At 44.9% G+C, this 21263-nt stretch carries 16 protein-coding genes; 11 read left to right on the forward strand and 5 right to left on the reverse strand.

Going from position 1 to position 21263, the window contains the following annotated elements; all coding sequences use genetic code 11:
- Window positions 1-2: 2 nt before the first annotated feature.
- From G6047_RS09310 to G6047_RS09320, 3 genes are all read left to right on the forward strand, one after another.
- Window positions 3-2183: a PepSY domain-containing protein gene (locus G6047_RS09310; RefSeq protein ID WP_169527342.1), complete on the forward strand. Its 2181-nt coding sequence runs from the start codon at window positions 3-5 to the stop codon at window positions 2181-2183.
- 166 nt (window positions 2184-2349) lie between these two features.
- Window positions 2350-2874, forward strand: a complete 525-nt coding sequence (locus G6047_RS09315; RefSeq protein WP_169527343.1) for a hypothetical protein — start codon at window positions 2350-2352, stop codon at window positions 2872-2874.
- A complete protein-coding gene (locus G6047_RS09320; protein ID WP_169527344.1) occupies window positions 2867-4015 on the forward strand; it encodes an aminotransferase class I/II-fold pyridoxal phosphate-dependent enzyme in 1149 nt (382 codons plus the stop codon). The genes G6047_RS09315 and G6047_RS09320 overlap by 8 nt, the downstream gene beginning before the upstream one ends.
- 8 nt (window positions 4016-4023) lie before the next feature.
- Here the strand turns inward: G6047_RS09320 and G6047_RS09325 are convergent, their stop codons facing one another.
- Window positions 4024-5094, reverse strand: a complete 1071-nt coding sequence (locus G6047_RS09325) for an AI-2E family transporter (protein WP_169527345.1) — start codon at window positions 5092-5094, stop codon at window positions 4024-4026.
- Between the two features lie 281 nt (window positions 5095-5375).
- On the opposite strand from G6047_RS09325, the gene bioD reads away from it, so the two are divergent.
- Window positions 5376-5996, forward strand: a complete 621-nt coding sequence (bioD, locus tag G6047_RS09330) for a dethiobiotin synthase (RefSeq protein ID WP_169527346.1) — start codon at window positions 5376-5378, stop codon at window positions 5994-5996.
- Complete coding sequence (gene bioA, locus G6047_RS09335) at window positions 5993-7267, forward strand: adenosylmethionine--8-amino-7-oxononanoate transaminase (RefSeq protein WP_169527347.1); 1275 nt, start codon at window positions 5993-5995, stop codon at window positions 7265-7267. Before bioD ends, bioA begins: the two co-directional genes overlap by 4 nt.
- On the opposite strand, the gene G6047_RS09340 is transcribed toward bioA, so the two are convergent.
- Entirely contained in the window at window positions 7264-8250 is a 987-nt protein-coding gene (locus G6047_RS09340; protein ID WP_211165419.1) for a hypothetical protein, read from the reverse strand. The two genes, bioA and G6047_RS09340, sit on opposite strands and share 4 nt — an antisense overlap.
- A 150-nt stretch (window positions 8251-8400) precedes the next feature.
- Between G6047_RS09340 and G6047_RS09345 the strand changes: the two genes are divergently transcribed.
- Both G6047_RS09345 and G6047_RS09350 read left to right on the forward strand, forming a co-directional pair.
- Window positions 8401-8991: an SET domain-containing protein gene (locus G6047_RS09345; protein ID WP_169527348.1), complete on the forward strand. Its 591-nt coding sequence runs from the start codon at window positions 8401-8403 to the stop codon at window positions 8989-8991.
- Window positions 8992-9042: 51 nt separating this feature from the next.
- Complete coding sequence (locus G6047_RS09350; RefSeq protein ID WP_169527349.1) at window positions 9043-10203, forward strand: beta-ketoacyl synthase N-terminal-like domain-containing protein; 1161 nt, start codon at window positions 9043-9045, stop codon at window positions 10201-10203.
- Between the two features lie 4 nt (window positions 10204-10207).
- Here the strand turns inward: G6047_RS09350 and G6047_RS09355 are convergent, their stop codons facing one another.
- Window positions 10208-10573, reverse strand: coding sequence for a winged helix-turn-helix transcriptional regulator (locus tag G6047_RS09355; protein ID WP_169527350.1), 366 nt, complete (start codon window positions 10571-10573; stop codon window positions 10208-10210).
- Between the two features lie 105 nt (window positions 10574-10678).
- Here G6047_RS09355 and G6047_RS09360 point away from each other — a divergent pair, with 105 nt between their 5' ends.
- The 3 genes from G6047_RS09360 (at window position 10679) to G6047_RS09370 (ending at window position 12646) form a co-directional block, all read left to right on the forward strand.
- Complete coding sequence (locus G6047_RS09360; protein ID WP_169527351.1) at window positions 10679-11422, forward strand: SDR family oxidoreductase; 744 nt, start codon at window positions 10679-10681, stop codon at window positions 11420-11422.
- 88 nt (window positions 11423-11510) lie between these two features.
- The gene (locus G6047_RS09365; protein ID WP_169527352.1) at window positions 11511-11933 is read left to right on the forward strand and encodes a VOC family protein; all 423 of its coding nucleotides are present in this window, start codon (window positions 11511-11513) and stop codon (window positions 11931-11933) included.
- On the forward strand, window positions 11933-12646 hold the full coding sequence (locus G6047_RS09370) for a phytanoyl-CoA dioxygenase family protein (protein WP_211165421.1): 714 nt from the start codon (window positions 11933-11935) through the stop codon (window positions 12644-12646). Before G6047_RS09365 ends, G6047_RS09370 begins: the two co-directional genes overlap by 1 nt.
- A 120-nt stretch (window positions 12647-12766) precedes the next feature.
- On the opposite strand, the gene G6047_RS09375 is transcribed toward G6047_RS09370, so the two are convergent.
- A complete protein-coding gene (locus G6047_RS09375; protein ID WP_169527354.1) occupies window positions 12767-18841 on the reverse strand; it encodes an Ig-like domain-containing protein in 6075 nt (2024 codons plus the stop codon).
- Between the two features lie 426 nt (window positions 18842-19267).
- Here G6047_RS09375 and G6047_RS09380 point away from each other — a divergent pair, with 426 nt between their 5' ends.
- Window positions 19268-20644 carry a PQQ-dependent sugar dehydrogenase gene (locus G6047_RS09380; protein WP_169527355.1) on the forward strand — a complete coding sequence of 459 codons (1377 nt, stop codon included), beginning with the start codon at window positions 19268-19270 and terminating at the stop codon, window positions 20642-20644.
- Between the two features lie 88 nt (window positions 20645-20732).
- On the opposite strand, the gene G6047_RS09385 is transcribed toward G6047_RS09380, so the two are convergent.
- Window positions 20733-21263 (reverse strand): DUF1877 family protein, encoded by a 531-nt coding sequence (locus G6047_RS09385; protein WP_169527356.1) that lies wholly within the window; start codon window positions 21261-21263, stop codon window positions 20733-20735.

The following is a 21263-nucleotide window of genomic DNA, read 5'->3' on the forward strand; positions in this document are numbered from 1 at the left end:
CCATGACGATTTCGATCTGGAGATACAGCCATCTCGCGTTGGCCGTATCTTCTTTTCTATTTATAACGCTTGCCTCCGTGACGGGCATTATCCTGGCTTTCGAACCTGTTTCCGAGAGCCTTAAACCATATGCTGTTTCCAATCTGGGCTCGGTTACGCTTTCGCAGACGATAACCTCGGTCCAAAAGGAATACGATGAAATCCTTGAAATCAAGGTAGGTGATAGATTTGTTTCTGCAGATGTCATAACCAAAGACGGCGACAGCAAACACGTTTACATCAATCCAAAAACTGGAAAATCGCTTGGGGAAGTCCAAAAGAAAGATGCGTTTTTCGAATGGGTGACTACGTTGCACAGATCGCTTTTCCTTCATGGTTTCGGCCGGTTTTTTATGGGCCTGACGGCATTTTTACTCCTGCTCATCGCGCTCACCGGAAGCATTCTGGTCATCAAACGGCAACGCGGCATCAGACACTTTTTCTCCAAAGTCATCCGCGAGGACTTCTTTTCATTTTACCATGTGCTTTTCGGACGGTTCTGGTTGGTCCCGATACTCATCATTGCACTCACCGGAAGTTTCCTGACACTCGAGGAATTCAACCTGTTTCCCAAACAAAAAATTTCACATAACGTCGATTTCGAGAAGATAAGGGAAGTGCCGAAACTTGCCATTAAAGATTTTCCAATCTTCAACAACACCGAACTATCTCACGTAAAAGCTGTCGAATTCCCATTCTCACCAGATCCGGAAGATGCATTCACCATAAAGCTTGATGACCGCGAAATAGTCGTCAATCAATTCACCGGCGACATTCTGAGCGACCAGAAAACACGAGCTGTTTCCTATTGGAAAAACCTCAGCCTCGATTTACATACAGGAAGAGCCAACACAATTTGGGCACTTGTCCTCGCAATTGCCGCACTGAATATCTTGTTCTTTATCTACTCCGGATTTGCCATGACGCTTAAACGGATTGGCGGAAAAATCAAAAACAAGTTCAAAAAAGACGAATCGGAATTCATCATATTGGCCGGATCTGAAAACGGCAGCACGATGCAATTTGCAAAATCGGTGCATCTGGCATTGATCAAAGCCGGCAAAAAATCGTTCTTGGGCGAACTCAACAATTACGATGCATTCCCAAAAGCACAGCATCTGTTGTTCTTCACGGCGACGTACGGAAACGGTGAGGCGCCGGCAAACGCCACAAAAGCCCTGAACCAGATTTCTAAGATAACACAGTCTAACCAGCCTAAATTTTCAGTCGTCGCTTTCGGTTCGCATGCGTATCCTGATTTCTGCAAATTCGGGTTCGATCTATTCAACAGGCTTTCGAACCGTGAAGATCTCGAGCCGTTCCTTGAGATAAAAATCATTAACGACAAATCGATACAGGCGTTCGGGGAATGGGTCGCCGATTTCTGTGCCAAGACCGGAATCGCACTTGATGTCGATTTCAAACAACTGTCGTCGGCACCAAAAAAACGTACAGAATTTACCGTCGTTTCAAAGACGGAAGCAAGTGTCGAAGAATCATTCCTGATTCGATTAAAAGCTAAAAACGTCAAATTTCAATCGGGTGATTTGTTCAACATTTATCCGGCGAACGATCACAGGTTACGGCAATATTCGATAGGTAAAATTTCAAACGAAATCCAGCTCAGCGTCAAATACCACAAAAACGGATTGGGTTCTGAGTTCCTGTATAACCTGAATATCGGCGACACTATTTTGGCATCCGTCGACAAAAACCCGAACTTCCATTTCCCCAAGAAAGCTACTTCTGTCGTACTCATTTCAAATGGAACCGGAATCGCGCCTTTTCTTGGAATGATTAGTGAAAACCCGAATATCCCGACTTCGCTTTACGCCGGTTTCAGGGATGGAAAATCGTTCAGTCCGTACCGAAACGATTTGGAAACGTATCGCGAAAATGGCAAACTCGAATTCCTGAACCTCGCCTACTCTCGTGAAAAACAACGGCAATACGTGTGGGAACTGGTTTCACGCGATATGGAAAAACTCACGCTGCAATTGCACAACGGAGCCGTTTTCCTTATTTGCGGTTCGCTTTCGATGCAGAACGACGTGCTCAAAATATTCTCTTTAATGGCCGATGAACTCGGTGAGCCGCTGAGTCATTTCCAGGCAAACGGTCAGATAAAGATGGATTGTTATTAGAAGCTTGATCCCGCTGCCCACTTCCAGCTTTTTCACCGGCCTTTGTTTTTGCAACCGCCGCAAAAAGCTTCTAAAGTCGCTTTCCGCATCGGGCAAAAACCGCGGCCGGTTTCAAAAGGCTAACCGCTCGCATCGGGGCTAAAACTACTTTTGCTACATTTACCCAATGGAATCAAAAACCATCGTTGTTTCACAAGGCAGGCTCCCTATTTGGCGCGCCATATTGGCCGCGGGTTGTTTTTCGTGGATACTTTATATTTTAGGACTGGACGCCTGGGCCATTTATCAGGTAGGCTATGACGAAAAACTTTGGACAGCGTGTGCGAAGTCAATGAATAGTGTGGGTTATTTTTTTGCAGCCGGCGTATTGCTTTCCTTAAGGCGCACTGTGCGGATCAGTCCGGCAGAAAACCTGTTGCAAACAGATTTACAAGTAGGACCTTTTAGAAAAACTATTACACAATCTGCTCCCGAACTTGAATACATGTCGGTCTTCAAAAATCAAAAAGAACAGTTTGAGGCCAATTTGTGGTATAAAGGCAACAAACACTATAAGATGTGTGCGTTCGACAAACCGGCCGAGGCATTTTCTTTTGCAAGAGACATTGCCAAAAAGCTTAACATCGACCTTCTTGACGCCACCCGAAAAGGCGATTTCACCTGGATTGAAATGAACGAGACGAATGCCTGATTTCCCTAAAAAATTGTCGGCAAAATTGGAACAGCGCGCTACTTCGAATGCATTGCGTAGCTTTAAACCGCAATCAAATCTTGTTGATTTCTCGAGCAACGACTACCTTGGATTTTCACAATCCGAAACCATCTTCCAAAAAGCCCATGAGCTTCTTACGGAAACCAAAAATACCAAAAACGGTTCCGGCGGATCGCGTTTGCTTACCGGTAATTACGCCCTCATAGAAAAAACGGAAAAACACATTGCTGCTTTTCACAACGCACAATCGGCATTGATATTCAATTCGGGTTATGATGCCAATGTGGGTTTCTTCCAGTCGGTTCCGCAACGCAGTGATGTGATTCTTTTTGATGAATTGTGCCACGCTTCCATACGCGACGGCATTGGTCTTTCCAACGCGCGTTCGTTCAAATTCGGGCATAACGATGTGGAGGAACTTGAGAAATTGCTGGAGAAATTTACCACTGATGGAATCGACATCTATGTAGTGACCGAGTCGGTTTTCTCCATGGATGGTGATTCGCCAAACCTCGAAGAACTTGCAAAAATCGGAAGAACACACAACGCGTTTTTGGTCATTGATGAAGCCCACGCCCTTGGTGTTTTTGGGCATCACGGTAACGGTTTGGTCCAGGCACTTGGCCTCGAAAACGAGTTTTTTGCCCGGATCATGACCTTTGGCAAAGGCCTTGGCTGTCATGGATCGGCTATTTTGGGATCGATTGAATTACAATCATACCTTATCAATTTTGCCCGAAGTTTTATTTATACCACGGCTTTGCCGCCTCATTCCGCTGCCGTGATTTCATGTGCGTATCGTCAGTTGGAAATCGATGGGGAATCTTTGGGGAAACTTCGCGAAAACATCTTGCATTTCAATCGTGAAAAGAATCGGCTTGGCCTGAAACCGATTTTCGTCTACAGCAAATCGGCCATCCAATGTGCTGTAATTCCCGGAAATGATTCGGTGAGATCTGTAGCCAAATTGCTTCAGGAAAAAGGTTTTGACGTTCGTCCCATCTTGTCTCCTACAGTTCCTGAAGGCCAGGAAAGGCTGAGGATTTGTATTCATGCATTCAATTCCGAAGACGAAATAACAAGGCTTTTAATTGAACTATCTGCTAAATTATTTGGCTGATTGGACAATTAATTATCACTGTGCTTTCGGAACCATCGCAAATCTTCTTCTCCGAATAAGTAAGCATAAGGCTCTGTTTCGGGACTCAATTCGAATAATTTCTTCAGGATGGCTATCGTTGGAATTATCAGTATCATTCCCACGATTCCCCAAATGGCGCCTCCAATCAACAAGCCCAGGAATGTGATGAACGCATTCAAATGTACATTCGCACCCGTAATTTTAGGCGTCAGATAAGCACTTTCAAGAAACTGAATAAGCGTGAACGAAACGACTATTGCGAACGGATAAAACAAACTGTCTTTCGTTACCAGTGCAAATACGAACGGAAGCGTTGCACCCAAACCGGGCCCGAGATAAGGAATGATGTTCAAAAAACCGGCGAGCATTCCAAAAAAAATGGCGTGTTTGATCCCGAGGGCGAACAAAACACCTGTATTCACGACACCCAGAATCAACATGACCTTTCCGGCTCCGGTCAGGTAGGAATGGATGACTTTTCGGATAGATCCCATTTGATCGAGAAGCTCTGAATTTTGTTGCTTTTTGAAAACTTTGGTTACGAAAATGGCAAAATGGTCGCGGTAGATCAACAGGAAAAACACAAAAACCGGAAGCAGGATTACGTTGGAAAGTGTCCCAAGCGCCGTAATGACAAAGCCTATTTCATTTTCACCATTAGAAATCAATGTCATGACTTTTGGAATATCGAAGCCTTTTTCCATGTGGAGATCGAACGCGATGTTGCGTTGACAGAATGCATCTGCGTTTATTGCAAAATCATTTAGTTTTTGGGCTAACCCACCTTTGAGATCATCGCTGAAATTTTTGAGCTGGCTCACTACAAACCACACAAATGCCCCTAAAATTACCGTCATCAGCAATAATGCAATAAAGGCTGCCAGCGATCTTGGAACCTTAAATTTCTCAAGCCGGTTACAAAATGACGTAAGTAACATGGCAATATATCCGGAAACCATCAACGGAACCAAAATTGGCTTTGCCATGATCATTACGAAAATAATGATGATAATGAGCAGTGAGAGAAAAACCGCTTTGATGTAGCCGGGAATAACCATCGTTAATCTTTACTACAAATTAGGGAATTAATTTGACAATTTCAGATAAGGAAGATTTTGAAACAGACGAATTTCATTGAAATAAGAAGTATGTTAATTAACAAAATATACATTTTTTATGTACCGTTGATGTGTTTTTTTGCTTGACTTTTACACCTAACAAGTTTTGAAAACTTGTTAGGTGTAAAGCCAGCAATTTTGATGGGGTAAAACAAACTTCATTTCTTTCCAAAAAGCACATTCTATTTGTTCCGTATCTTTACATCACCAAAAAACTACGCATGCCCACCTATTTCATCACCGGAATTTCTACCGATGTAGGCAAAACCATCGCCTCCGCCATCCTAACCGAAGCTTTACAAGCCGATTACTGGAAACCAATCCAAGCCGGCGATCTCGATAATTCAGATACGCATAAAGTCCAGAGATACATCAGCAATAAAAAAACCGTATTCCACCAGAATGCTTTTTCGCTGCATACACCAGCAAGCCCGCATCTCGCTGCAGAAATAGACGGGATTACAATTGAGGCCAAAAACATAACAGTCCCAAGCACTAAAAACAATCTGGTGATTGAAGGTGCCGGCGGATTACTGGTTCCGATAAACGATTCAGAAACCATCGCAGATTTGATCCAACCCAATTATAATGTAGTAGTTGTTTCGCGACATTATCTGGGCAGCATCAGCCATACTTTGCTGACGATCGAGGCTTTGAAACATCGGAAACTCAACATTGCAGGAATCATTTTCTCGGGAAACGAAAACGCATCTACGGAAAAAATCATCCTTGAGAAAACCGGCGTTCCCTTAATCGGACGCATTGAAGAAGAACCGTTTTTCGACAAAAGCGTAATCTTGGAATACGCCGAACTCTTTCTGCCACAACTCAAAACCACATGACACTCCAGGAAAAAGACGCTGCCTATTTATGGCATCCATACACACAACATAAAACCGCTGCGACACCAATTGTGATCTCAAAAGCCGAAGCTGCGTTGGTTTGGGACGAGAACGGAAAAGAATATATAGACGCCATCGCATCGTGGTGGGTCAATCCGTTCGGGCACAGCAACCGGTTCATTGCAGATGCGATCTACAAACAGTTGACATCTCTCGAACACGTTCTTTTTGGCGGATTCACGCACAAACCGGCGATTGATGTTGCAGAGAAATTGTTGCAGATGCTTCCGTCGAACCAGCAAAAAGTCTTTTTTTCAGATAACGGATCAACTGCGGTTGAAGTCGCTATCAAGGCATCGTTGCAATATTTTTACAATAAAGGTGAATCAAGAAAGACGATAATCGCGTTTGAGGATGCATTCCACGGAGACACTTTTGCCGCGATGGCAGCCAGCGGAATTTCGTTCTACACATTGGCTTTCAAAGGTATGTTCATAGACGTAGTCCGGATTCCGGTTCCGGTTGCAGGGCGTGAAGAAGACAGTATTTCGACTTTGAAACAAGTGATTTCTGAACATTCGTGCGCCGCGTTCATTTTTGAACCGCTTGTGCTTGGTGCCGCCGGAATGGTGATGTATGAACCGGAAATTCTGGATCAATTGATTACCATCTGTCGGGAAAATAACGTGCTGACGATTGCCGATGAAGTCATGACCGGCTTCGGAAAGACAGGAAAGACTTTCGCCTGCGATTATCTCAGCGTTTCGCCAGATATTTTCTGCCTTTCCAAAGCACTGACCGGCGGAACGATTCCCATGGCGATTACAACTTTTACTCAGGAAATTTTTGACGGATTCTATTCGGATGACATCAACAAAGCGCTTTTCCACGGACACACTTTTACGGCAAATCCGACAGGTTGTGCGGCGGCATTGGCGAGTTTCGAATTATTGGGTTCAGATGAGATGCAGGCAAATATCGCTCGGATCCAAAATAATCACAAAGCCTTTCTTTCCCGAATTGGAAATCATCCGCGTGTAAAAACGTCACGTACACTCGGAACGATCCTGGCTTTGGAAATCAAGACGGAATCCGAAGAAGCTTATTACGGTACGCTTCGAAACAAACTGTATGACTTTTTCATAAGCAACGGAATCATTATGCGGCCTGTGGGAAACATCGTCTACATTTTACCTCCTTATGTCATTACTGATTCGCAATTGCAGACCGTTTACCAAACCATAGAAAAAGCATTGGCCGAAGTCTATTAATGCTTGGTTTTTTGCAATGGAGACCAATCACCCGTATCGCCGTGATTCGGATTGGCCGACGCATCGTTCGTCCCCAGGATCTGTCCTTGCTTATTGCTCCAATAGTATTGGTATTTAGTCGATAATTCTACTGTCGGAGTTGAGCTGTTTGGATTATCGTATGTTTGGACAGCGCCAAGATTTTCACGGAATTCCGTATTCTGCCTGTCGGTTACGGCATTTTTGTCATCGGTGACCTGTTGCCAGTTCTTTTGCGACCAATCGCGGTATTGTTTGGCGGCATCGGCATAAGCCATCGAGTTACGAAGATTCTGCTGCATCAACCCGCGCATCCCGAAAGCCGCACCGTTCGTAGCCGAAACCTGTTGTGACACCTGAGGCAACCATTGGCTATATTCAGCCCATTGTGAACTTTCTGAGATCGCGGCCGTCATTGCCATCACACAGCCGTCATAATACGGTATGATTTGAGCAGTCGCCACACCGCGATAGGAATTCCCATTCGATTGGTAGTGCAGCTCCATCGCATAGGCCTGTTTGAAACCGTTAATCGGATTGATTTGCTGCATCTGCCCAAGCTGAAGGTTCTGGACCTGCATGGCACTTAATTTCTGGTAGACGAATTGTGCCGGATTGGTATTCGGCATCAAACCGGAATTTCCTACCAAGATAGTCAATGCCTGGTTATCCGGAGCGAGAAGCGTCAATGCGAATTGCCCGTCTTCACCTACACGCCAGCCCGGAGGCAAAGCGTAGGAAAAGAACTGGGTTTGGGAAATTTGCAATTGGGCCGGGGATGTGCGGTTTTCGTGATTTTGATTTGAATGATTTTCATTCGACCGAATCGGTTCCGCTTCGACCAAAAACATATTTTGAGGAATTTCCATAGCATCAGGTTTTTGAATTTCAGCTTTTGGATCCTGCTGTTTACAGGAAGTGATTGTCAGGGCTGAAAGCAGGAGAAAGACAGACTGGATTTTCATATCGGTTAAAATTATCATTCTCCGAAAATACCTTATTACAATCGAAAAAAGTCCGCAACAACAACTATCCGTACCTTTTGTAAATATTCGGGACGTTTTGCTGAGCATTTTCAAAAATTGGATACCTTTAAGTAAGAAATCCTCAGGCTTATGATTCATCCGGATACTGAACTTCGCTTTATTTCTGACACCATAGGCTATGGTGTCGTGGCCAAAAAATTCATTCCGAAAGGAACCATAACCTGGGTTCAGGATGATCTCGACCGGATTTTTACGCCACAGGACGAAAGCCAGATCAGCGACCGCATGAAGGTGTATCTCGAAACCTATTGCTTCACCAACCACGACGGAAACAAAGTACTGTGCTGGGACAACGCCAAGTATGTAAACCACAGTTTTCGCCCCAGTTGTATGTCAACGGCTTACGATTTTGAGATTGCGATCCGCGACATTTATCCAGGAGAAGAACTGACCGACGATTACGGGTATTTGAATGTAGAAGAACCGTTTGCCGCCGCCGATGAAAACACGTTCCGTAAAGTGGTCTATCCGGACGACCTGATACGGCATTATGAGGAATGGGACGAATTGATCCGCCAAAACCTAAACAATATCAATACGGTAAGCCAGTCGCTCAAAGCCTTTATCCCAAAGGAAACCTGGAAAGAATTCCAAAGCGTGATTGACGGGGAAATTCCGTTGCGGTCGTTGCTGCATTGTTACTTCGATCGTTCGGCCTGATGGAAATATTGGCGTATTTTTGCGGCGTTGATTCCTTTAAGATTTTCCTCCGTGGCTCAAATTGTTTCCATACGTTCCATCGCTTCCGTTTCTTCATTAGGCGACAATCCTGAAAAGATTTGGACGGAATGGCAAAAACAAAATCACTTATTTCAGTTCAGGCACATTGGAAACACGAAAGCGTGGGGCGGATTTCTTGATTCAAATGCACGCGAACAGATTGAAATATTGCGTGAATCAAGCGATACATACAAACACCTTGACGATTCGGTTTTGCTTGCCATTGCGGCTTCACGCCAGGCTGTCGAAAAAGCCGGTTGGAATTCAGCCGATACTTTTGGAATAAACATTGGTTCTTCGCGTGGTGCAACATCACTTTTCGAGAAACATCACGAAGAATTCCTGCAAACGGGAAAAGCGCCTTTACTCACCTCACCCGTCACAACCTTAGGAAATATTTCGTCCTGGGTCGCTCAGGATCTAGCATCAAACGGCCCGGAACTTTCTCATTCGATTACGTGTTCGACTTCGTTACACGCCTTACTTAATGGTGTGGCCTGGCTTCGTTCGGGAATGGCCGATAAATTCCTTGTCGGAGGAAGCGAATCCCCATTGACAGCGTTTACGATTTCCCAGATGCAGTCGCTCAAAATTTATTCACGCGAACCTGAAACCGCTGAATTTCCCTCACGTGCCTTGGAGTTTGATAAGAAATTCTCATCGATGATTTTGGGAGAAGCGGCCTCGATGTGTTGTCTGGAAAGCGGGGTTTCAGATGAATCTATTGCAATTGTGGAATCGGTCGGATATGCCACTGAAACATTGGAAAGCAATACCTCGATTTCTGCAAACGCCGATTGTTTACAGCGTTCGATGAAGATGGCTTTATCTGATATACATCCGTCTGAAATCGATGTGATAATCATGCATGCACCTGGAACGGTAAAAGGAGATTTCTCTGAATTCAGGGCCATTGAAGCGGTTTTCGGAAACCACAAACCGTTGCTGACGACGACCAAATGGAAGAACGGGCATACGTTTGGTGCATCCGGAATGATCAATGTGGAACTGGCTGCCTTGATGTTGCAGCACCAATATTTTATCGGGTCACCATTTGGACCGGAATCAAAACCGGTGTCGCTTAAAAAGATTCTGGTGAACGCGGTTGGATTTGGCGGGAATGCGGTGAGTGCGGTGATATCAATCTTTTAAAAACTTACACAGCCATTTCAGTTTCCCCAATAATCACTTTCCGGTGTTGCTTTCCCCATTCCGAAAGCTGGTCGATAATGGTTTGCAGTGAACGCCCGTATTCGGTGAGCTGATACGTTACCGTTACCGGATGTGTATCTTGTACTGTCCGTTGTATCAACTTGTTTATTTCGAGTTCCTTCAATTCCTTGCTTAACATCTTATTCGAGATTCCGTCAACATCGGTCAGTATATCTGTAAACCGTCTTTTGTTGTAGAAACAGATGGACGAAATGATGTTGATCCTCCATTTGCCGCTCAACACATACATGGCGTCATGAACCGCCCGAAGCTCTTTCTTGTGGCAAGCCACGCTGTTAATTTCTGTCATAAGTTACCTTGTTACCCAAACGTTACTGTTACTTTTGGTTACAAAGTTACCAAAATAAATTACTTCGCTGTAGCTTTGCATCACAAAATGATAAAAAATCATAACATGAACTTCACAAATAAAAATGTAGTTATTACTGGCGGAAGCACCGGAATTGGATTTGCATCTGCCAAAGCATTCATCAACGCAGGCGCAAACGTCTGGATTACGGGCAGAAACGAAGCAAGCCTTCAAAAAGCAGCAGCCGAGATCAACAGCCCGAAATTGAAAACGCTGGTTTCCGACACTTCGAAACTAGAAGACATCGCTATTCTCGAAAAAGCGATTTCAGATAACGGACAGAAGCTTGACGTACTGTACCTCAACGCCGGAATTGCCGTATTCGCTCCTTTGGCACAAGCTACCGAAGCCGATTTTGACAGCCAGTTCAACATCAATGTCAAAGGACCTTACTTTACATTGCAACGATTGCTTCCACATTTGAACGATGGCGCTTCGGTACTGTTCACTTCATCGACAGTGGCAACCGCTTCTATGTTGGGCGGCAGCGTATATTCCGCAACAAAAGGCGCATTGAATAAAATCGCGACGATTGCAGCGAATGAATTTGCCGAAAGAAAAATCCGTGTGAACATTGTAAGCCCGGGCCCGATTTCGACACCTGGTTTGGAAAATGCCGTCCCTGAAGAATTCAAAGGACATTTGGCAGCGGCAACGGCTTTGCAAAGAATCGGGCATCCGGATGAAGTGGCAAAAGCGGTTTTGTTTCTGGCTTCTGAAGATGCGAGCTTTATTTCCGGAACCGAACTTTTGGTTGACGGCGGATACATTTCGTACGGCCTCAAATAAACCAAGCCACAACATATTCCAAGTTTAAATAAAAGCGGTCTAATGCCGCTTTTTTCATTTTCGCTACTTTTACCTCAAACAGCAAAAAATGGAAGAGCAAAAAAATCCAGCAGGTCAATCAGCCGAAGACACAACACCTAAAGTCACCGGAATAGGCGGTGTTTTCTTTTATTCAGACAATCCAAAAGAAACCAAAGACTGGTATGCCAAGAACTTAGGTTTTGAATTCAATGCCTGGGGTTCGTCTGGCTTCGATTCGAGAAATATGGAAAAACCGGATCAGGTCGACTCGCTTCAATGGAGCCTTTTCAAAAACGGGGACGATTATTTTGCCCCATCCAAAAAGGAATTCATGATCAATTACCGCGTGCAGAACCTGGAAGGGCTTATTGAAAAATTCAAACAGAATGGTGTCACTATCCTGGATGATGTCACCACGTATGACTTTGGCAAATTCCTGCATATTATGGATGCGGATGGAAACAAGATCGAGCTTTGGGAACCGGCGTGATGGAACTGGAAAAACATAAAGAGCAAATAACTGAAATCGGTTTTTCCATTATCCCGGATATCTATTCCCGCGAGGAAACCGACACCCTAATTTCAATAATAGAAGATGTTGATACTTCTAAAGAGAATTTTAGGAAATCTGCCAATTTATTCGCCATTAGACAATTCCTTAAAGAAGTTCCCAAAGTTGAAAATCTGGTATTCACCGACGCTTTAAAACAAGTGATCACGGACATTTTTGGAACAGATTTTTTTGTAGTCAAGAGCATTTATTTCGACAAACCCGAAACCTCGAATTGGTATGTGGCTTATCATCAGGATTTGACGATTTCTGTCGACAAAAAAATAGGGATCGACAACTTTGGCCCATGGACCGTTAAGCAAAATCAGTTTGCTGTGCAGCCGCCGATTAAAATCCTGGAAAACAATTTTACCATACGGATCCATCTTGATGATACCAATGAAAACAATGGCGCACTTAAAGTCATTGAGAAATCCCATTCACAAGGCATTTATCGTCCTGAGACTATCAATTTTAAAACGGAAACCGAAACCATCTGCTCTGTTCCTGCGGGCGGAATTATGATTATGAAACCATTACTCCTTCATGGTTCAAACAGGACTGCGAACCAAAAAAAGAGACGTGTCATTCATGTGGAGTTTTCGAATGTGGAGTTGCCTGGCGGATTGAAATGGTCTGAACGATTGAATTAACAGCTATTCCCGAATTACCGAAACAGTTCCCTTAAATCCTTTCCTGGAGTCTCCCTAAAAAGAAAAAAGCCCCGGATCTCACATTCCGGGGCTCATTCTCAATAACATTTATAACAAAATCTAGAAACTTACTTTTTTGGTGACGATCACGTCGTTTTCGAGTTCGATCTTGACGATGACGACCTGGCTCGCGATGTTGATGTCTTTTGAAACGAACAGATTGCTGTTGATGTCTGATTCCCAATAGATTTTCTTGCCCGTTACATCATACAGCGTCACCGATTTCATTGGCTGGCTGCCGGAACTGATTTCGATATGGTCAGCATTTTTGATGACGATGACGTTGTTTTCATCGGCCACATGACTTCCGGTTCCCAAAGTCGATTCCGTGTAATGGATTTCGAAACGATCATCGAATTGACCGGTTACAGTAGTGAACGTGTAATCTGACAATTTGAGGTTGTGGTAGGTATTGTCCGCTTTATCCAGAAGGAATACATCCTGGCTGTCGAACAAACCGTCAAAGTGCTCCAACGCAATATGGAATTCTCCGGCAACGGTCACTTTATAACCCATTGGCACCACATCCTGGTTGCTGAACGGCAGTGTGCGTCCCTGTATTGAAAGTTTATCCGGACCGAGTATCGAATAAAGGCTTGCGGCATTTCCGGCAGGGAACGTGGTTCCGTCAAACAACGGATCTTTTTCGTTCGTAGCTCCGGCGACATAACCTACAAGGGCTTCGTCATACGCTCCGGTTGCATTGGTCAGGTTTACCCAAATGCGGTGCTTTTCGATTTCCTGATCGGCTGGCATTGCGGTGGATTCATCTGTTTGCGCCATACGGAAGAACTGGTTGTTGTTGTTCGCCACACGCATGCTGTTGTTGAATCTTGCGGAATACGTTCCGTTGGCAAGACCGGTGCGGCCTTCAATAAAAAATCCTTGTCCCGATGCAATTTTACCTGTTGGCTCCGCACCTCCCGTAATAGCGGCTGATGCTGTTTTGACACCCCCGGTGAGGTTGTATTTTGCATAGTCATTATTCGTGTAGGTGTACACTCCGCCCGCCGGGTTCAATGGTGTATTGTGTGTCCACAGATAAACGGTTCCGTTTACGACGCCCTGGTTTACGGCATCTGTAATGAACAGGTCTATGTCGATAGCAGACGGATACGGATTCCCAATCAGGTTGTATGGGCTTGCACTCTTTATGATTGGCGTATTGATGACACCGTTGTTCGGCACTCCCTGGAATTGTCCTGTATAGACACCGTTGCTGGTGTTCGTCAAAGCCCAGCCTTGAGGTGCACGTATGATGTATCCGACACCCGGTGCCATTACCTGGTTTCCTCCCGCAATGGAAGACCAGTTTCCGATTGTTGGGTTAAAGCTGTAGTACTTATCACTTAAGGTGTTTGGCGAAAGAGAGTTCAGCGTAAAGTTTGTAACCGGAGACGACCAGTAGGTGAAATCATACGTACGCATTGGGGTTGTGTTGCGTTTGGCAATTACATTTCCGATATCTGTAGCATCATCATCAACTTGTACAAGACTACCTTTATCTTCTATGATGAAAGTTGATCCGGCATTTACTTTCACTTCCCTTTTCACGATAAGGCTTGCGTTGTTATTGATGGTTATGATTGCATTATTGGCTAATTCACAAGCACAAACAGTAAGGTTCGTATTCAGGGCCAGGTTTGAATTTATGAGTACCGGTGTGGTAGCAGTTGGTGTTCCGCTCCAGGTTCCGTTGTAGGTTACCGCAGCCGGAACAGTAATGGTCAGTACATTGGTGTATGCAACTGCACAGCTTCCGCTTTGGACTACGGCACGATAGTAACGCGTCGCCGGTACAGACCCGATTTGAGCCCCGCTTAGTGTGGCTGTCGTCACAGCGATATCGGTAACACCGGTTGTAAAAGCCGCATTGGTAGCATATTGCCATTTTACGACAGATCCTGTCTGGCCGGTCAACGTAAATCCTGAATTCGGTGTTGAATTACGGCAGATTTCATTCAATGACGTACTGATAGTTCCTGCCACAGAAGCAGATACGGTAACGGTCATGGAAACACCTGATGTAGTGGTCCCACAGAATGAATCCAGGAATCTCACCCAGTATGTTGTAGTACCCGTTGGTGAAACACTGTATGTGTTTACAGTCGAAGTACCAAGTATGGTTGATCCTACGGCTCCTGTTCCCCACTGATACACACCGTTGGTTCCTTTGGTTCCACCGTTGGCAGTAAGCGTAACTGCAGTTCCTGAGCAGGTAGCTGTGGTTCCGGTAACAGATGTAGGAGCGACTGAAGCAACATCTGTCTTAACAATAGTCATGGCCATGTTTGAATTTCCGGTATTTTCACGGATACGGATTTCGATCTGGCTTGATGAATCGAGGTTATAACTTCCGATAAGTGTAGTTGTGGTTCCATATGATCCTTGCGAATGAATCAGTGTTCCGTTAAGATACACCTGAAGCACATCGTCCCAGTTATTCATGGTAAGTGAATACGTTCCGCAAGGGAAACCTTGTCTTTTATAAACGAATGTATGGGTATCGTTATTGACCGTACAACCGTTCCATCCTGCTGAAGCCGATGGTGAAAGCGAGCTGCTCCAGCCGTTGTTCGCCGTATCCTGAGAGTTCGGGCTAAGTGTGTTCTGTACATAGTAACCACGGTAGACCAAAGATGATCCCAAGTTGATATCGGCACCATTGTATGCGTACACATTCCATTGATTTGTTCCAAAGACAGACGGTGTTCCCGGAGCGGCACCCACAGTAACCGTAACATAAGCAGCAGCCGTATAATTACAAGGAGCGGCATCTACGCGACGTACCCAGTATGTTGTAGTGGTGGTTGGAGATACGTTCAAGGTACTTCCGGTACCTGCCACAGCATTTGTTCCTGCAACACTTCCGGTTCCCCATTGGAATGTATTCGATCCGCTTCCGCCTGATGCCGTTAGGGTTATGGCTGTTGATGGACAAGTTGTTGAAGCTGGTGCTCCCGTAATGGAAGTCGGTGCCACAGATGGTGTATTGACAGTAATGGTAACAAATTGTGCCGATGTGTAGGCATTACAAGGCGATCCGTCATATCGGCGAACCCAGTAGGTTGTGGTTGAGGTCGGGCTGACGCTGATCGAAGCTGTGTTGCCTGAAATCGTATTTGACCCGGCACTCCATCCGGTTCCCCATTCGTAAACGGAACCTGTTGCAGCATATCCTCCAGTTGCTGTTAGCGTAGTTGACGATCCTGAACATATGGTTGTGGCTCCGGCAGTGATTCCGGTTGGTGCCGTAGACGAAATCCCCTGGGTAAATGTCACTCCAGATGTATAGGTGTTACAAGTAGAATCATAGGCACGTACCCAATAGGTCGTTGGAGTTGTCGGCTGCACCCACAATGTCTGGCTGTTGCTGTTTGCAATTGGGTTTGTCCCCACGACAGATCCGGTTCCCCATTGGTATTGACCGCCTCCGTTGCCAAACGAAATTCCGTTGGCCGTCAGGTTTTGTCCCGAACCATTACATAAGGTCGCGTTTCCGGAAATAGATGTCGGAGGGGTAGATGAAGTGTACACTTGCAGATTGTAGGTTATGTAATTTGAATTCCCGCACGTTCCCGCCCCTACAATCCTTACCCAATATGTAGTTGTTGCAGATGGAGCAGTTACCGTAATTGAATTGGTAGTCGCACCAGAAATAATATTCGATCCGGATGAACCAGTTCCCCATTGATAGCTTCCAGCTCCGGGAGTTCCGTCGGCAGTAAGCGTCACACTTGAACCGGCACAAGACATCCATGGGCCTGAAATATTGTATGGCCCTGCACTTCCTTTGTAAACTGTTACCGTAACTCCGCCAGTGTAATTGTTACAGCTCGAATCGTAACGGCGTACCCAATAGGTTGTAGTTGTAGTCGGGTTTACATAGGTACTTTGATTGGTCTGGCCGCTTATTGGGTTTGTCCCGATGACAGATCCTGTTCCCCATTGGTATTGTGCGTTAGGCGCGCTGGTTCCTCCGTTGGCATACAGATTTATCCCGTTGACACTGCAAAGTCCGTTGTCCCCTGTTATTGATGTCGGAGCTGTAGACAGACTGTAAATATCTACGTTGACCGATACGGCATTTCCTGCCGGGCAGCTTCCTCCGTTTATGATGCGTACCCAATACGTCGTGTAAGCCGTTACTGCAACCGTTCTGGTCGTAGCAGTTCCTGTACCTAAAACAGTAGCTCCAGCCGAGGCTCCGGTAGACCATTCATATACACTGCCTGTAGGTAGATTTCCTGCATTGATAGTCAGGGTCACATTTGCACCAGAACAAACCTGAGAGGCGGAAGAAGACAAGCCCCAAGGTCCTGTCCCAACCGGATAAATTGTTATGGTCTGTCCTGTCGTATAATAATTACAGGTTGAATCGTAACGACGAACCCAATATGTAGTCGCAACCGTAGGATTTACCCACATATTCTGGTTTGTCTGTCCGCCTATTACGTTGCTTCCCACGGTAGAGCCTGTTCCCCATTGAAAAGTCCAGCCGTTACCTCCGTTTGCATATAGGTTTGTACCGCTAGTGCTGCAAACTGTATCTGCAGTCAGGGATGTCGGGGCCGTAGCACCACAGGTTGTATAGGTAAATGAAACACGTGAATCTGTAGCATTTTCGTAATATTCAAGCACAAAATTTGTATTTGCATTCAATGTCACGGCCGCAGAAGTAGATGTGGTGTAACTGTGGTCGCCCCAGTTGTTGATGAGCCAGGTAGCACCGCCGTCAATACTCAATCTATATCCGTCATCACCTCCAACCGTAAATGTGAAAGTTCCGGACATATATTTCGTCATTTTATAGCGAATGGCAAATTTATCTGCATAAGATCCGCAGATGTTTGCTCCAGAAACCGAACCGGTAGCGAGATTCTGGTCAAACGTTTCAGATTGGGTCAGATATCCCCGATATGTTGTGGTAAATGCATCTGTAGGAGGCGGGCCTGCTGTCCATGAAGCATAAACGTAGCCTATCCACGAGCCTGAACCGTAAGAAACTTGATCCCCGGGAGGTGGTGTCACTGTAACCTGGACTGAAACACCGCTAGTTGCCCCACATGAATTCGCACTCACACGGCGCACCCAATAGGTTGTTGTTGTCGAAGGTGTAACAGTAATAGAAGCTCCCGTTTGTCCAGATATGACATTAGAACCTACAACGCTTCCCGTTCCCCATTCATATGAAGACCCAGTGGCCGTAGAGCCGCCGGTGGCCGTAAGCGTCGTACTTGCACCTGCACAAACAGATGTCGTACCGCTTATGGAATCAGGAGCCGTAGGCATAGGTGTTACAGAAATGGTACGTGTAGCAGCATTAGTTGTCTGTGTACAAACTCCGGAATCTACGCGCCGAACCCAATAAGTTGTGTTGGCAGTAGGATTGACTGTTATGGATTCTGTAGTATCTGGCAGGATATTCTGGCCTGTAGTTCCTGTTCCCCATTGGTAGGTTCCGGTTGTCCCGAGAGTTCCTCCGGTTGCCGTAAGCGTAGTACTGCTTCCACTACATACTGTGGTTGCGGTTGCAGTTATTGAACTCGGTGCTGTAGACGGTGTACCGGGACAAGAATTATAGGCGAAAGATATGCGGAAATCGCCGCCCTGATCATAAGTCTCCAGTACCATATTTTGTACGCCGCTCAGGTATATTACAGCTGTAGTTGTTTGGTAAGAATGGTAATTCCAGTCTGAAATTGCCCAAGTTGCTCCACCATCGGTACTCAATCTTACACCATCATCTCCTCCAACTGTTATGCTGTAGTAGCCTGCAGGGTAATTCCGTTGCATGCGAAAGCGTATGGACATTCGGTCGCTATAGGATCCACAAACATTAGTTCCAGATACGGCACCCGTTGCAAGATTGTAATTGAACTGTTCTGTTTGAGTAATATAGCCTTTGTAGTTAACAGAAGCCAGAGCATTCTGTGGCGGGTTGTTTCCGTCAAGATCAGAATAGACATATCCAATCCAGGAATCGACTCCGTAAACTGTAGGATCACCCGGTGGTGTAGGACATTGTGCCTGCGCAGCCGTTCCTATGACCACAAGGATCAAAAAGACCAGTATTAATTTCAGGCGTAATCTAAAACGAACGGATTCCTCATTTCCGTAGTACAGATTTTTCATAGTGGTTAAATGTTTTGTTTTTTGGGACAAGTAAATTTGTTTTGTTTCTGACAATGCTCAAACGATGATTCGTTTAAAACATCGACCAAATGTATAAAAACATCGATTAAGTGCACAAATAAAAATGCATCATATTTTTTTTCCTACAAATAAAAAAATGCAGTTCGTCGATGAAAGTCAACAAATAGAATTGAAAATCAGATAGTTAAGTATTAATATTTTTTTTATAAACAAACATGGGAATTGTGTAAAACATATGAATATTCCTACTTTTAATTTTTGTTAAAATTCATTCTGCTAGAGACTTAGCGAATTTTGAATGAAACTGCAAACATGAATGTCTTACATATTTTAAGCAGAATTGAGTAATCTACATAGTGTAAAAATTCCTACTTTTAGAAACATAAACCTTTAATAACGAATGCTATGAAACGACTTTACCTATTTTTATTTTCAACTTTAGGCCTTTGTTCGCAGGGACAGACCATAGCGGTCACTTCTTTTGCAACGGGCTTCTCAAGTCCCGTGGAAATCACTCACACCTCAGATGACAGATTGTTTGTAGTCCAGCAAGGCGGAACTATTAAGATCCTGAATGCAAACGGCACGACGAATACAACACCTTTCCTTACACTTGGGCCTTCTGTCATCGATTCCGGAGGTGAACAAGGTTTGCTTGGCCTGGCATTCCATCCGGATTACGCCAACAACGGATATTTCTATGTTAATTACACCCGTGATGGTGATGGAGCAACCAACATTGCACGCTACTCCGTAAGCACGACCGACCCTAACGTTGCTGATGCCACAAGCGGAGTCGTCCTGCTTACCATAAGCCAGCCTTTCAGTAATCACAATGGAGGTACGCTTCGGTTTGGTCCGGACGGTTACCTATATATAGGAATGGGTGATGGTGGAAGCGGTGGCGATCCTGGAAACCGTGCACAGAATCTTTCGCAGAATTTGGGTAAAATGCTTCGGATTGATGTAGATTCAGCCTCACCATATGGAATACCTGCTACGAATCCGTTTGTGGGAATTGACGGAAACGACGAAATTTTCTATTACGGAGTCCGCAATCCTTGGAAGTTTTCATTCGACAGGCTCAACGGGGATTTATGGATTGCAGATGTTGGCCAGAATGAAGTGGAAGAAATCAATAAACTTACGGCTCCGTTGACTCCGGGTCTCAATCTTGGATGGCGTTGTTATGAAGGCACACAACCATATAATATTTCAGGTTGTCCGGAAGAATCTACCATTACGATGCCTTTCGCCGAATATACGCATGCAGCCACTTCCGGTTGTTCCATAACAGGTGGTTACGTTTATCGTGGTGCCATGTACCCGAATTTCTACGGAAACTATTTCTTTGCCGATTACTGTAAAAGCGAATTGGCAACCGTTGTACCGGACGGAACGCTTACGTTTACCACGAATCTTTCGTTTGCAGGAAACATAACCACTTTGGGCGAAGACAATTCTGGAGAGTTATATGTAGCAGGCGGCGGAACGATCTATAAGATTTCAGACCTGGACTTATCATCGGCAGATTTTACGCGCAATGGAATCAAAATGTATCCGAATCCATCAAACGGCGAGGTTTTCCTTGATGCACCAGATAGCATGTATCCGCTCAATTTCACTATTATCGACGATGCCGGACGCGTTGTCTTCAACCAAAAAATCGAAGCCACTTCCGGAAATCACTTCCAGACATCAGACTTGGCCCGCGGTGTCTATTTGGTTAAAATGACAGATAAGGAAGGCAAACAATTCAGCAGCAAACTCGCCATACAATAAGTTGCAACCGAATACAAAAAGCCCCCATTAGTGTCCAACTTTTGGGGGCTTTTTAAATACGGGTTCCATATCAAAAGAATTATCTCAATCAGCCAATAAAATACAGAATGTAATTGCCTTTTGAATCGGCATCGGCAAGGGTCTTTTTCAATAAATCGAATCCTTCGGCCAAATGTCGTTTGTTGAACGCCTGATCCGGACTTTCATTAGTGTGCCACACAGTCGGATAAATATCGTTTTTGTTGAAACTGTCGGCATCATACAATCGGAGCACATCATCAGCATCAAGCGATTCGAGGATTTTATTCGCGTGGGAAATCACCTCCGGTTTTAGAAAATACGTCGCCGTCGATTCCGGAAAATCTTCAGGATCTTCAAAGTCAAGTGCATCGAACTCTATTTCCTCACCCACAAATTCCGTCGGATAAAAAACCTCTTCCAACGATTCCGGGAATTCGCCTGCAAAATACGTCTCGAGCAAAAAATTCAAGCCTTCGTAATTCTGGTCGAAAACCGCTGAATTAGTGTCGTCGAACTTAAAATCATAAGCTTCCTGATTTGCCGAAAATTTCCTGAATTCCACAGCATCTATCTGATACAAATTTACACTTTGACTCAT

Origin of the sequence: Flavobacterium silvaticum (assembly GCF_012911565.1) — a bacterium.
Lineage (GTDB): Bacteria > Bacteroidota > Bacteroidia > Flavobacteriales > Flavobacteriaceae > Flavobacterium > Flavobacterium silvaticum.

Coding starts and splice junctions, on each gene's coding strand:
- G6047_RS09310 (WP_169527342.1), top strand. CDS start 3: ATGACGATTTCGATCTGGAGATACAGCCATCTCGCGTTGGCCGTATCT.
- G6047_RS09315 (WP_169527343.1), top strand. CDS start 2,350: ATGGAATCAAAAACCATCGTTGTTTCACAAGGCAGGCTCCCTATTTGG.
- G6047_RS09320 (WP_169527344.1), top strand. CDS start 2,867: ATGCCTGATTTCCCTAAAAAATTGTCGGCAAAATTGGAACAGCGCGCT.
- G6047_RS09325 (WP_169527345.1), bottom strand. CDS start 5,094: ATGGTTATTCCCGGCTACATCAAAGCGGTTTTTCTCTCACTGCTCATT.
- bioD (WP_169527346.1), top strand. CDS start 5,376: ATGCCCACCTATTTCATCACCGGAATTTCTACCGATGTAGGCAAAACC.
- bioA (WP_169527347.1), top strand. CDS start 5,993: ATGACACTCCAGGAAAAAGACGCTGCCTATTTATGGCATCCATACACA.
- G6047_RS09340 (WP_211165419.1), bottom strand. CDS start 8,250: ATGAAAATCCAGTCTGTCTTTCTCCTGCTTTCAGCCCTGACAATCACT.
- G6047_RS09345 (WP_169527348.1), top strand. CDS start 8,401: ATGATTCATCCGGATACTGAACTTCGCTTTATTTCTGACACCATAGGC.
- G6047_RS09355 (WP_169527350.1), bottom strand. CDS start 10,573: ATGACAGAAATTAACAGCGTGGCTTGCCACAAGAAAGAGCTTCGGGCG.
- G6047_RS09360 (WP_169527351.1), top strand. CDS start 10,679: ATGAACTTCACAAATAAAAATGTAGTTATTACTGGCGGAAGCACCGGA.
- G6047_RS09365 (WP_169527352.1), top strand. CDS start 11,511: ATGGAAGAGCAAAAAAATCCAGCAGGTCAATCAGCCGAAGACACAACA.
- G6047_RS09370 (WP_211165421.1), top strand. CDS start 11,933: ATGGAACTGGAAAAACATAAAGAGCAAATAACTGAAATCGGTTTTTCC.
- G6047_RS09375 (WP_169527354.1), bottom strand. CDS start 18,841: ATGAAAAATCTGTACTACGGAAATGAGGAATCCGTTCGTTTTAGATTA.
- G6047_RS09380 (WP_169527355.1), top strand. CDS start 19,268: ATGAAACGACTTTACCTATTTTTATTTTCAACTTTAGGCCTTTGTTCG.
- G6047_RS09385 (WP_169527356.1), bottom strand. CDS start 21,263: ATGAGTCAAAGTGTAAATTTGTATCAGATAGATGCTGTGGAATTCAGG.